The sequence below is a fragment of the Paenibacillus sp. FSL H8-0260 genome, from assembly GCF_045040625.1.
Classification (GTDB): Bacteria; Bacillota; Bacilli; order Paenibacillales; family Paenibacillaceae; genus Paenibacillus_AQ; species Paenibacillus_AQ odorifer.
Window position 1 is genome coordinate 4,689,395 of the sequence record NZ_CP150298.1, and the last position, 12,572, is coordinate 4,701,966.

Annotated in this window: 11 protein-coding genes; all 11 read right to left on the reverse strand. The window is 47.0% G+C overall.

The features are described from left to right. Window positions 1-97 precede the first annotated feature (97 nt). The 11 genes from MHI51_RS20885 to bshA all read right to left on the reverse strand — a co-directional run bounded on the left by MHI51_RS20885 (window position 98) and on the right by bshA (window position 12,382). Window positions 98-616: a DUF5590 domain-containing protein gene (locus tag MHI51_RS20885; protein WP_036676299.1), complete on the reverse strand. Its 519-nt coding sequence runs from the start codon at window positions 614-616 to the stop codon at window positions 98-100. A gap of 172 nt (window positions 617-788) precedes the next feature. Next, window positions 789-2,090, reverse strand: a complete 1,302-nt coding sequence (locus MHI51_RS20890) for an amidohydrolase (protein WP_076183988.1) — start codon at window positions 2,088-2,090, stop codon at window positions 789-791. After that, window positions 2,077-2,730, reverse strand: a complete 654-nt coding sequence (locus MHI51_RS20895; protein ID WP_036676294.1) for a redox-sensing transcriptional repressor Rex — start codon at window positions 2,728-2,730, stop codon at window positions 2,077-2,079. The genes MHI51_RS20890 and MHI51_RS20895 overlap by 14 nt, the downstream gene beginning before the upstream one ends. A 130-nt stretch (window positions 2,731-2,860) precedes the next feature. Continuing rightward, window positions 2,861-5,722 (reverse strand): ATP-dependent DNA helicase DinG, encoded by a 2,862-nt coding sequence (dinG, locus tag MHI51_RS20900; protein WP_339244208.1) that lies wholly within the window; start codon window positions 5,720-5,722, stop codon window positions 2,861-2,863. A gap of 126 nt (window positions 5,723-5,848) precedes the next feature. Next, window positions 5,849-6,490 (reverse strand): M48 family metallopeptidase, encoded by a 642-nt coding sequence (locus MHI51_RS20905; RefSeq protein WP_076127543.1) that lies wholly within the window; start codon window positions 6,488-6,490, stop codon window positions 5,849-5,851. A 111-nt stretch (window positions 6,491-6,601) separates the two neighbouring features. Further along, a complete protein-coding gene (gene panD, locus MHI51_RS20910) occupies window positions 6,602-6,985 on the reverse strand; it encodes an aspartate 1-decarboxylase (protein ID WP_036676288.1) in 384 nt (127 codons plus the stop codon). Next, window positions 6,978-7,868, reverse strand: coding sequence for a pantoate--beta-alanine ligase (gene panC, locus MHI51_RS20915; protein ID WP_076218403.1), 891 nt, complete (start codon window positions 7,866-7,868; stop codon window positions 6,978-6,980). The genes panD and panC overlap by 8 nt, the downstream gene beginning before the upstream one ends. Further along, the gene (gene panB, locus MHI51_RS20920) at window positions 7,869-8,735 is read right to left on the reverse strand and encodes a 3-methyl-2-oxobutanoate hydroxymethyltransferase (protein ID WP_076127540.1); all 867 of its coding nucleotides are present in this window, start codon (window positions 8,733-8,735) and stop codon (window positions 7,869-7,871) included. 336 nt (window positions 8,736-9,071) lie between these two features. Then, window positions 9,072-9,872: a biotin--[acetyl-CoA-carboxylase] ligase gene (locus MHI51_RS20925; RefSeq protein WP_076127538.1), complete on the reverse strand. Its 801-nt coding sequence runs from the start codon at window positions 9,870-9,872 to the stop codon at window positions 9,072-9,074. Then, window positions 9,862-11,211, reverse strand: coding sequence for a CCA tRNA nucleotidyltransferase (locus MHI51_RS20930; RefSeq protein WP_339244210.1), 1,350 nt, complete (start codon window positions 11,209-11,211; stop codon window positions 9,862-9,864). The genes MHI51_RS20925 and MHI51_RS20930 overlap by 11 nt, the downstream gene beginning before the upstream one ends. 10 nt (window positions 11,212-11,221) lie before the next feature. Further along, window positions 11,222-12,382, reverse strand: coding sequence for an N-acetyl-alpha-D-glucosaminyl L-malate synthase BshA (bshA, locus tag MHI51_RS20935; protein WP_036676278.1), 1,161 nt, complete (start codon window positions 12,380-12,382; stop codon window positions 11,222-11,224). Window positions 12,383-12,572 lie beyond the last annotated feature (190 nt).

Genomic DNA, 12,572 nt, shown 5'->3' on the forward strand with positions numbered 1-12,572 from the left:
TAGTATATCACTTTTGTACATCAAATAAATGTAAACAAGCGAACTTATTATAAGTTCGCTTGTTTACTATGACACCCTTAATTTCCTTATGTTCAGCTTAACTTTTAGGTAAACTGTAACCTTCGCCCATTCGGGACCCATCCGAAAAGCGATAAAATTGATAATAATACCGACCGCTCTGTTTATAAAAAAGCTGCCAAGCATACTCTCCGTTATATACTCCCGGCAGCAAGCGTTCAATCGTTATGTCCGGAAGATCAGCTTTGATAATGCCGCGTATTTGGGCTTCCGAGGTTCCTTTACTTAGTTCCTCAGCAAACACTGCGTCGTCGCCTTCAGCAAATTTTCCATCTACCGTAAAGCGGACCCAGACCATAAGAGCAGTCCCGGCTTCATTTTTCCCTGTTAATACCCAGTACACTGCATTTTCATCCCAAACCGATTTTTGTGCTTTGGTTACCTCTGTTAGACCCGCTCTGGTTTTGGCAACATCCTTAGCGATATCACGCTCGTTCCATTGATCTTTCATAATATAGGCATAGAACTGGATAAGTCCAAACCCCAGGAGCAGAATCAGAACTGACCCCAGGAGGATCCATTTTTTCCTTTTCTTCAAGGTACAGCTCCCTTTCTAGTAATATATCTTTTTTGATTATATAACACACCCGCGTGTTTATCCAAAATTTCATAATTTTCTAGGTTTCCCAGCCTTAAAAATACACAAAAGGCCGCAACTTTTGCTAAAAGCAAAAAGTCGCAGCCTATTATTTATTCGTTATTCTCCAGACTTAACGCTTCAATAAACCTTCGAAGGCTTCTTGCGCTTTACGCCGGATAGCTTCCTCATCCAGGGTTAAGCATTGTCCATGCTTGATGACCTGTTTACCATTCACCCACACATGCTCAACATCCTTAGCGCTAGCAGAGTAAACCGCATGAGACAACAGATCTGTGTGTGGCAGCAAATGCGGCTGATCGATATCAATAGCAATGAAATCTGCTTTCATCCCTACAGCAAGTCTGCCTACATTATTTAAAAAGATGGACTGCGCGCCATATTCTGTAGCCATACGCAGAGCCTCTGGAGCTGGAACAGCCGTTGGATCACCGCTGACACCCTTATGAATGAGAGCTGCAAGCCGCATCTCTTCAAACATATCCAAGTTATTGTTGCTTGCCGCGCCATCCGTGCCAAGAGACACCTTCACACCAGCTTTTAGAAGATCAGTAACCCGAGCCACTCCGCTAGCCAACTTCAAATTACTGCCCGGATTATGAGATACACCCACATTATGGCGAGCCAAGATCTCAATCTCTTCATCATTTAAATGAACACCATGTGCAACTATCGAGGGACGTGTGAACATGCCAAGCTTCTCTAAGTGAGCTACAGGACGCAACCCGTAATCCGCCACATTTTGTTCCACTTCACGTTTCGTTTCGGACATATGCGTATGCATCGGTAAATCCAGATCATGCGCTGCCTGCACGAACTTAACCAGGAAGTCCGGAGGGCAAGTATAAGGGGCGTGCGGCGAGATCATAGTAGTAATTCTGCCTTCAGCCTTTCCATGCCAGTTACGGGCAAAAGAAATCGCTTCCGCAAGCTTGTGATTCTGTACATCCTCTGGACATAACCCGATCACACCACGCATCAATACGGAACGGATACCTGATAACTCAGCTACCTCGGCTACTCGGTCCATATGATCATACATATCGAGGAAGGTCGTAGTTCCACCCTTCAGCATTTCCAATACAGATAAGGAGGTTCCCCAGTATACATCATCACCGGTGAACTTTTCCTCCATTGGCCACATCTTCTCCTGAAGCCACACTTGTAGCGCTAAATCATCTCCATATCCACGCAGCAAAGACATCGCCGCATGACCATGTGTGTTTACAAGTCCAGGCATGAACAGCAGACGGCTGCCATCAACCACTTGCACTCCAGCTTCCATCTGAGGCTCTTCTTTTCCTATGTAAGTGATTAAATCATCTTCAATAGTCATATATCCACTCAGAACCGGCTCATCCGTTCCCGGAGTCAGAAAATACCCGCCCTTAATTATCGTTTTATTGTTGTTCATGTTCGCTTTCTTCCTTTCCATCCCGCAAGTAATAAGCAAGACTTTGCAGATCAGTTGTAAAATCAGCTGCATGCACCCGGATATTCGGTGGTGTCTTCAGAATCACAGGGGCAAAGTTCAAAATCGCTTCAATCCCAGAAGAAATGAGAATATCTGCTACATTTTGAGCTTCTGAATCAGGTACGGTAATAATGGCAATGCGAATACCTTGCTCACGAATCGTGCTGCCTAGTTCATCCATCGGTTGCACAGTAAGGGAGTTGATCTTACGTCCAACCTTAGGAGCGTACGAATCAAATATAGCCGTGATTTTCATAGTATCTTTAAGATATGCATTGTAATTAGACAAGGCATGTCCGAGATTACCTGCTCCAACTAAAGCTACATTAAGCTGTTGATCCAGCTTCAGGATATGACGGATTTTCTCAATAAGATACGTTACATCATAGCCGATACCTTTTCTGCCGAAGTCACCAAAATATGCTAAATCCTTACGAATCTGTGCGGGATTAAGATCAAGCTTTTGTCCAAGTTCCTGAGAGGAAACTGTTAATATTTCGCGATTCTGGAGATCATTCAAAAAACGCAAGTACACAGGCAGTCTGCGAACAACGGCTTCTGATATTTTATCCGATTTCATATTTTTCCTCCTAAAAATAGTAATGTTCTTGTGAAAATCCATATTCAAACGTCTACCTCTCCTTATTAAGGACGGTACTGTAACACACCGCCCTTAAGGATAAGGAGGAGCTAAACTGAAGACGAGCGTTTTAAGAAGCGCCGCCATCCTCTAGCCATTCCGCTATGCGAGGGACCATTTGATCAGTAAGCATATGCTCCATTTTGGGACCAGGCAATGAATAAAGGAAATACTTCCCGTAATGAGATTCAATAACCCTTGTATCATAAACAATAACTATTCCGCGATCCTGCGCCGTGCGAACCAGTCTTCCGAATCCCTGCTTAAAACGAATAACCGCTTGAGGAACAGATAATTTCATGAACGGATTCTTCTTCTGGGCCTGTAATAACTCCGACTTCGCTTCCGCCAACGGGTGATTCGGCGGTTGAAACGGAAGTCTCACGATGGCCAGGCAAGTCAGTGCTTCACCTGGAATATCTACACCTTCCCAGAAGCTGCTCGTCCCCAGCAATACGGATGCTGCACTGTCCTGAAAGCGGCGGATCAGCTTGCTCCGGCTGCCACCTTCCACGCCTTGACCAAGCACCGTAATCTCTTGTGAGGCTAAAGCCTCTTTAAGCGGATCATATACCTGACGCAGCATTTTATAAGAAGTAAACAGAACCAGCATCCGCCCACGTGTTGTTTTAGCAGCTTCCGATAATGACTGTACGAGTGTATCGACAAATCGAGCATCGCCCACACTGCCCTTCACACTAGGAAAATCACGCGGTATAACTAACAGTGCCTGCTCGCGATACTTAAAGGGAGAAGGAAGAAGTGAGGTCATTAGACGTCCTTCTTCCGCAGCTTCGTTAAGTCCGAGATTATCAATCATAAATTGAAAAGATTTATCTACAGACAGCGTCGCCGAGGTAAGCACGATGCTTTTTTTCTTATCGAAGAACAACTCTTTAAGCTGGCTGCTAACATCCACAGGGACAGCATACATCTGCAGTGATTTGCTGCGGTAATTCCCATTTGCCTCCAGCCAATATACTACATTATCGTCATTCAGCCCCATAAAGAATCTTACTTGCTCACGGATGGAAGCCAAATCCTTAAATAAACCGCTAATATCAGTAACAAGACTGTCTGCTGAGGATTGGCTTTCCTGGTCGCGCATCTCGTTAAGCATTTTATCACCCTTACGGATGATGTCGCTTAACGTCAGATTCATAGTGTTCTCTAGTGCAACCAATTCATCCCAATCCTTCGGCTTACGGGCGGGAATCAAACGCATAACCAGTTGTCCCGCTTCCCCTGCCCCTGCATCACTGCGTTCCGGCAAAAGGCTGAACAGCTTGTCGCTGAGTGCATCCCAGGTTTCTTTGACGGTAAGCAGATCCGGGTAGATCCGATCGATGACTCCGCTCCATTCTGAAGCCTCTTCACTGCCTGACGACTGTAATATCTGGCGCAGAGCAGGAAGCTGTCCGTTTCGGCTATCTTTATACAGCCGCGATAATGTGTGTGCCACAGTGAAATGCTTCATATGCATGCCAAGATGTTTACCAGCCACATCTTCTAAATGATGTGCTTCATCAATGACAAGATGCTCGTAAGCCGGAAGCAGCTGGTGCCCAGCCTTAACATCTGCGAATAGCTTGGAGTGGTTCGTAATAACCACGTCAGCAATCCCAGCTTCATGCTTGGCCCTATGATAATAACATTTGCGGAACCAAGGACAAGAACGGCCCAGACAGGAATCGGTATCGCTTGCCACCGTCTCCCAGAAATCACCGCCCCGGCCGCTTAAATTCAGCTCTTCATCATCCCCTGATTCACTTTGAGTGAGCCATACAATCATCTGAGCGGCAGTAAGCGCATCTTCCCTTGGGCTTATAAAGTCCTTTTTATTAATTTTATGCTCAAACTTACGCAGACACAAATAATGCCCTCTTCCCTTAAAAATAGCAGCTTTAAACGGAAAAGGAACTACCTGCGTTAACAAAGGGATATCCCGCTCGCGCAATTGGTCCTGCAGATTAATGGTATGAGTGCTGACCATGACTTTTTCATTGGTGCGAACGCTTTGATAAATGGCAGGCAACAAATAACCGAGCGATTTACCGGTTCCTGTGCCCGCTTCGATCAGTAGGTGTTTGTCTTCGGCAAGTGCCGTCATCACCTCATTGATCATAATATCCTGAGCTTCCCGGCTTTCATACTGCGGTAATGTGTCTTTAAGTCGTTTGGTTACTTCGTCCATATAATCAGTAAAAGATAAATTCGCTAGCGGATTCTCAGCATGCTCATCTCTAGGTGGCGCTAACTCCGTCCAATCTCCTACTGCAAGCGCTAATTGACGATAGAAAGTCAGATCACCTTCGGGCTGTAGCGTCTCCGCTTCCCGCTCTCGCAGCAGACCATCAAAGTACCAGCCCAGATCACTATCCTCTTCGGTAAACAGCTCACAGAGTCTCTGGATCGTAAGCAGCGGCAGCTCGTAGAGCTCCTCAAGACATTTCAACAGCACTAAAGCAGTCGCAAGTGCATCACTATCTGCCTGATGCGGATGATCATGTGTCACTCCAAAATGAGCACTGACAGAGCTTAGTTGATAAGATGTGAGCGAAGGAAAGCAAATTTTCAGAAAATCAATCGTATCCAAAATCCGCCCTTGAAATGGCAAATAACCACAACGATCTAAAGCATTTTGTAAAAAATGGAAGTCGAAAGCGACATTATGCCCTACAAGCACAACATCATCCAAGAGCGGAACAAGCTCCATCATCATCTCATCCAGCTCAGGCGCATCCTTAACATCATCATCGGTAATCCCCGTCAGACCTGTTATAAAAGGAGGAATCGGCGTTCCGGGCTTGACATAGGAACCATATACCCGGGAGATGGACCGGTCTTCTTCTATAATTGCAAGGCCAACCTGGATAATTTCACCCACGGATTGGGTTCCTGTTGTTTCAAAATCAAGCACGGCAAATTTCATTATAATTCTATTCCCTTTCAATTGAGACTCTTAATCAGCATAACAGAAGTTGCGAAAAAAGGCGATGCACACCACTGGTTCAGGGGATGCATCGCTTGAATGGAAATTTCCAAAACCGTTATTCTTTTACAAAAGGGAAACCAGCTGATTTCCAAAATGCAGCTTCCCTCCACGACGGCGGCATACCTCTAAGTTAACGTTTGGTTCCGGAAGCGCAGGGTCATGCTGCAAAGCAAGATCAAACAATTCCTGCGCTTCATTGAAACGTTCCTGTGAGGCTCGTATGCACCCTAAAGCATTATAAACCATGGCTTTCAGCTTGGTTTCCCGTATCAAGCCCAGCATATGGTTCAGATGACTCCAAGCGGCCTCACCGTCACCTTCCTGCAGATAAGAGATGGCTAAATATAATCGAGCAGCCAAGCTATCCGGGTATTGCGCAATAACTTCTTTAAACTGATCAATACACTTTCCATACATCAGCAGCTTATAATACCCCTGACCTCTTACAAAGGAATCCATACACAGCTCTGGTGCTTCCTGTTCCGGCACTTCCTCTTCGACCACTGCTGTAAAATCCGCACTTTCGCGAAAGGAACTAAGCTTCTCAGCAAAAGCGAGCCATTCATCCATCACTTTGTCGCTCAGTCTATGCAGCATATTATAATTGCATAAAAGCTCGTTCCGGCGGGCACCCTCCGCTGTAGGGTAATCTGTTACGATCTCCTGAAGCACCTTGTTCATTTCAGCAAACAAATGTTGAAACATGGGCGATCCCCCCTTACTGAAGATGAAATCAGTTCAGCTTGCCTGACTTCATTTTCTGCGAGATCGGGGTCTTTCATCCCTGCCATTCATTACATGGCGTAAGTCCATACATTATGCGATTGTAGCATGCAATTCATGATCAGCCAGCTTCACTGGTTTGTTATTCTCATCCACGAATACCACCGTTGGCTTATGTGACTCCAGTTCTTCTGAGGACAACATCGCATAGGAAATGATAATTACTGTATCGCCCGGCTGAACAAGACGAGCTGCGGCACCATTAAGACAGATCACTCCGCTTCCACGCGGTCCAGGGATTACATAGGTTTCCAGTCGCGAACCATTGTTGTTATCCACAATTTGAACTTTTTCATTCTCAAGAATGTCCGCGGCTTCCATCAAGCTCTCATCAATGGTAATACTGCCCACATAGTTCAAATTCGCTTCCGTTACTGTTGCGCGGTGAATTTTGGATTTCATCATATGTCTAAACAAGTGCAGCAACCTCCTTTGGAATAAATACATTATTATCAATCAAGCGTGTTCTGCCAAACTTCACGGCGAGCGCTATAATAATTTCCCCATCCACTTCTGATAAAAGAGCTTCATCCTCTAATCCTTCAAGATCCGGGAATGTTAAGATCTCCGCGTAATCAATCAACGCTAAAGGGGAGCTGGAAATAACCGATGTCAACAATTCCCGCACTTCAGCAACGGTTGTTACTTTTCCTTCTTCAATGGACTGACGCGCTTCACGTAAGGAACGAGATAACACCAATGCCTGACTACGCTCCTCTGGAGACAAGAATACGTTACGTGAGCTGAGTGCAAGTCCATCCCCTTCACGAACGATCGGACAAGGAATAATTTCGACATTCATATTAAGATCGGACACCATTCGACGAAGCACAGCAACTTGTTGAGCATCCTTCAGCCCAAAGAAAGCATAATCCGGCTGTACGACATTGAAGAATTTATTAACTACTGTGGTTACACCATCAAAATGCCCAGGGCGGGAAGCCCCACAAAGCCGGGTAGTAAGCTCCGATACCGAGACCGTAGTCCGAGTAGGCTGCGGATACATTTCTTCCACACTGGGGATAAATACAATATCTACTCCCTCACGTTCAGCGAGTTCCAAATCACGACGCTCATCACGCGGATAGGAATCATAATCCTCGTTTGGCCCGAATTGCAAAGGATTCACAAAAATGCTCATTACCACTGTGTTGCTCATTTCTCCAGCCCGGCGAAGCAGACTGGCATGTCCGTCATGCAAGTATCCCATCGTAGGAACGAACCCAATCGGGGCGTGCCCGCCTTGTCTCATATACTCCAAAGCTTCGCGCAGCTGCTCCATGCTTCTGACGACTCTCATTTATTTCCCTTCCTTTCTTGCAGCGCCATATAAAGATTCCAAAACCGTTTCATCTGCATTAAAAACGTGACTTTCATCTGGGAAGGAACGTTCCTTTACTTCCTTCACATATTGGCTGATGCCCTCACGGATTACATTACCCACATCCGCATAGGTTTTGACAAAACGTTTCTCACGGTAAGGTGAGGCATACCGCAGCAAATCATGGAAAACCAATACCTGTCCATCACAGTAACGGCCTGCACCGATCCCAATGGTTGGGATGCTAAGCGCTTCAGAGATCGCTTGGGCTACTTCTTCCGTTACCAGCTCCAGAACGATTGCAAAAGCACCTGCGGCCTCAAGCGCCTTAGCTTCATCCATCAGGCGTTGCGCATCTTTGGCATCTTTGCCTTGAATCCGGTAGCCACCAATCATATTCACGGATTGCGGAGTAAGCCCGATATGTCCCAGTACAGGGACTCCCGCAGCTACCACCGTAGCTACAGTCTCACAAATCTCGAGTCCACCTTCCATTTTGACGGCATGAGCCCGCCCTTCCTGCATTAATCTGCGCACTCCCCGCAGAGTTTCATCTACACTTCCGTGATAAGTCATAAATGGCATATCCGCCACGATAAAGGTGCTTTGTGCTCCTCGGGTTACCGAGCGGGTATGGTACACCATATCTTCAATCGTTACCGGTAAAGTTGTATCGTATCCAAGGACTACATTCCCAAGAGAGTCACCAACCAAAATAAGGTCGATACCTGCTTCTTCTGCAAGAACTGCAGACGGATAATCATAAGCGGTCAGCATGCTCAGTGGCACACCTTCTGCTTTCATTTTTTTCATTTTTACAATATTTAGCGCTTGTTTGTTTGCCATTTCTCTTTTCGTCCTCCTTTTTTAAGTAACCTGCCCGTAAAAATCGCAACAAAAAAACCTTTTAGCAATCATTTGCTAAAAAGGTCCGAAGGGCAAAAAAGAGTCACTTGCGATCGTCCCTTCTGTCTCGGTCCTTACGGCTCAGAGCAGAATCCAACGTAACCGTCAAACGCAGTTATGAAGGTATTTCCAATAATAAAAATATAAAAAAGTTCTTCAGTTCAAGAGTACAGTTCGTTAAACGATACCGCCTCCGACCCATAGTATAACAAAAAAAGCTCGGAATTACACGAAAAAAATATGACAAGGGATGATACCCTTGTCATATAAAAAATATTATAAAAGTTCAATCTCACCTGAGCATACGTTAGAGATCTCTCCCAAGCTGTTTTTAAGCAGCAGACCACCTATTTCATCCAAACCTACTACCACACCTTCAGAACGCCCCTGAGGGCTATTCAGTGCGATCTGGCGACCCAAAGTCACTGACATAGACTCCCAGAGCTCTTTGATAGGTTTAAAACCTTGCTTCATGTACAAATTGTAATGCATCTCCAGCTCGTCCAAAACCGCTTTTACCAGCTCAGAACGGTCAACTGGAGCACCACCCCGCTCAATCCGAAGTGAAGTCGCGACCTCCTGCAGATGATCAGGATAATCTTCCTCTGTCATGTTCGCGGAAATGCCAATTCCAGCAATGCAATAATGAAGCTCCCCTTCTCTTAGAGAAGATTCCAGTAAAATCCCACAAATCTTACGACCGCCTGCGAGCAGATCATTCGGCCATTTGATGCCGGCATCTACACCTGTTACCCGTCGAATTGCCTTACAGACGGCAACCCCAGCCAGCAATGTCAGCTGCGGAGTCTCCGACAAGGGTAATTGGGGCCGTAACACAATACTCATCCAAATGCCCTTGCCACGGGGAGAAAACCACTTTCTTCCCATTCGGCCTCGGGCGCCCGTCTGTTCTTCCGCGATGACAGTTGTCCCTTCCGGCGCGCCGTTTTCCGCTAAAAACTTAGCTTCTTCTTGAGTGGACACCACAGATTCCAGCAACTGAATGACGCCTACCCAATTCGAAGCGGAGGTCTCTCGCTTCAGCTCAGTTAGCGACAGCGCTTTATCATCGCTCATGTCTATCCATCCTTTTTGCTTCAAGCAATAATAATTGTTTATCGTTAGGTAAATCACCTGAAGCGACCGCTTGCAGGAGTCCATTTAACATTTTGCCTAGCCATGGTCCCGGACGTTTGTCCAAAGCCTCCACCAGCTCATTGCCTGTAATCTCAAGCTCTGAAAGGCTGGTTAGCGGCATTTGCGCGATCCATTCTCTTGCCGCTTGTACATTTACAGCGGCAGGTGTTGTTGAGGCCTCTGTCGATTCCACGACGGAAAAGGCAGAAGAGGCCGCAGTAGGAAGTACAGGTGCGGCTGCTGGCAGGATCGCCAGCAGCGAGAGCCACCCTTCGGCGGCTTCCACGCCGAAGACCAGCACGGCGGCGATCCATTGCCGCCGCAGACCTTCCATGCTGCCCGTACCCGGCGGCATGGCCTCTATCGCAGCGGTCCAAACTTCGCGGACCCGCAGCACCTGGACGACGCCGCTCCGCGTCGTCCCCGAGAACGTCCATGCCCGCAGCAGCACATCGGCCTCTTGGGCCGACTGCTTCAGGGCATGGAGGAGAAGCGCCCACCGCAGGCGGGCGCTCTCCAGTTCCCCGATCCCGGCCGTTAAGGCGGCAGCAGCCGCCATATCGGTTCCGGTCCAGGGGAACGGGGCTTTGCCGCGCGCCAGCAGCTCGCAGCGCGCTAGCATGCCGAGGCCGCGCAGAAGATGCGGCCCCTCGACGATGCGGTCCAGCTCCGCGCGGACACGCTCCACAGCAATATGCGCCAGCTTATCCCGCTGGCGCATCAGGCCCCTCCACGTGTTCTTCGCGATGGAGAAATCCAGCACCGATGCAAAACGAATGCAGCGAAGCATACGAAGCGCATCTTCGTCAAACCGCTCCTCCGCATCGCCTACACAGCGAATCACCTGCAGCTGTAGATCCTTCTCACCCTCAAAAGGATCAATAAGTTCCCCATTTAATCCACAGCAAATCGCGTTGATCGTGAAATCACGACGACGAAGATCCTCCTTCACATCGTTGACGAAAAAAACATGCTCAGGACGACGGTGGTCTACATAACCACTCTCTGTCCGGTATGTCGTCACTTCAAACCCACAACCATCCTGTATCACGGTGACCGTACCATGAGCTAATCCTGTTGGCACACTGCGCGCAAAGATAGCTATCACTTCCTCCGGCAGTGCTGAGGTTGTAATATCCATATCATGCACTGGCCTACCCAATAGCTCATCGCGAATACATCCTCCAACCCAATAAGCCTCGTGACCATTTTGGGTTAACTCGGCAATTACAATCTCCGCTGCAATTGCCATCGCAGAAGGTGCCATTGTCCATTCCATATATGACTCCTTACCCCCGAACCGGGTCCAGTCCAAGTACCTTGCGCCCCAGCACCCGGTAATAAATATCTTCATATTGTTTCGTTATCGAATCCTTACAGAAATCTTTGCAGGCTGTTTGTAGACAAGCTTCTCTGAACTGTTGCACCATACGTTCATCCGACAGGAGCTTAACTGCATATTTAGCCATAGCCGTTGTATCGCCAATCGGGGCAAGGAATCCAGTCTTTCCATGCTCTATAAGCTCAGGGATGCCTCCGGTTTGCGAGCCAATCGTCGGTACGCCACAAGCCATTGCTTCCAGAGCAACCAGACCAAAGCTTTCCTTCTCGGAAGGTAGCAGAAGCAGATCAGCTAAAGAGATCACCTGAGCGATTTCATCCTGCCTTCCCAGAAAACGAACTTTATCTTCCAGACCCATTTCGCTAATTTTGGCTTGAATTTTGGGAAGATCCGGACCTTCACCTACAAGCAGCAGGCGTGAAGGCAGTTCACGATTCACTTTGGCAAAAACGTCAACAACATCACTGACTCTTTTTACAGGACGGAAGTTACTGATATGCATCAGAATCTTCTCATCAGGCGCTGCGAAATCTCCCCGCAGATCCGTTACATCACGCGGATAATAGACCCGGTGATCCACAAAGTTATAAGTAAGATCAATGTCGCGGGTAATATCGAGTACGTCCCGTGTTTCTCTAATAAGATCCTGAGAGACCGCTGTAACGGCATCACTTTCATTAATCCCCAGACGAATCAAATCTTTAAGCGATTCATCCTGACCAAGCACCGTTATATCCGTACCATGTAAAGTGGTTACAACCTTCATATCGTTCCCTAGCATTTGCTTTGCAAGGAAAGCACACACTGCGTGAGGCACTGCATAGTGAACATGGAGAAGATCCAGATTTTGCATTTTGGCAACCTGAGCCATCTTCGTAGCAAGCGCTAGATCGTACGGGGGATAGCGGAATACATAATAATCGTTTACTTCTACCTCATGGTAAAAAATATTTTTCTGAAACGTTCCCAACCGGAACGGGATACTATGTGTAATAAAATGAACTTCATGACCCTTCTCGGCCAAGAGTTTACCTAATTCAGTCGCAACTACGCCTGAACCGCCAAGAGACGGATAACAGGTAATTCCTATTTTTAGCATACGATCCATCTTCCTGTCTCCTTCTTCTCCAGTATTGATTCGTGTAATGAATCATCTATTGTTTGTCGGCCGCTTTCAAAAAAGCGAACACCGTTTCTTTCAAAATCACACAGGACTTCATTTCTCTAAGCTGTTCAATAAAAGCTCTCAGGAGCGCAATGGCGTATTCATTCCAAGCGCTCCTGGATCAATCTTAATC

Bases quoted from the DNA above. Each gene is read 5' to 3' on its own strand.
- MHI51_RS20890 (WP_076183988.1), bottom strand. From the start codon at position 2,090: ATGAACAACAATAAAACGATAATTAAGGGCGGGTATTTTCTGACTCCG.
- MHI51_RS20895 (WP_036676294.1), bottom strand. From the start codon at position 2,730: ATGAAATCGGATAAAATATCAGAAGCCGTTGTTCGCAGACTGCCTGTG.
- dinG (WP_339244208.1), bottom strand. From the start codon at position 5,722: ATGAAATTTGCCGTGCTTGATTTTGAAACAACAGGAACCCAATCCGTG.
- MHI51_RS20905 (WP_076127543.1), bottom strand. From the start codon at position 6,490: ATGTTTCAACATTTGTTTGCTGAAATGAACAAGGTGCTTCAGGAGATC.
- panC (WP_076218403.1), bottom strand. From the start codon at position 7,868: ATGAGAGTCGTCAGAAGCATGGAGCAGCTGCGCGAAGCTTTGGAGTAT.
- panB (WP_076127540.1), bottom strand. From the start codon at position 8,735: ATGGCAAACAAACAAGCGCTAAATATTGTAAAAATGAAAAAAATGAAA.
- MHI51_RS20925 (WP_076127538.1), bottom strand. From the start codon at position 9,872: ATGAGCGATGATAAAGCGCTGTCGCTAACTGAGCTGAAGCGAGAGACC.
- MHI51_RS20930 (WP_339244210.1), bottom strand. From the start codon at position 11,211: ATGGAATGGACAATGGCACCTTCTGCGATGGCAATTGCAGCGGAGATT.
- bshA (WP_036676278.1), bottom strand. From the start codon at position 12,382: ATGGATCGTATGCTAAAAATAGGAATTACCTGTTATCCGTCTCTTGGC.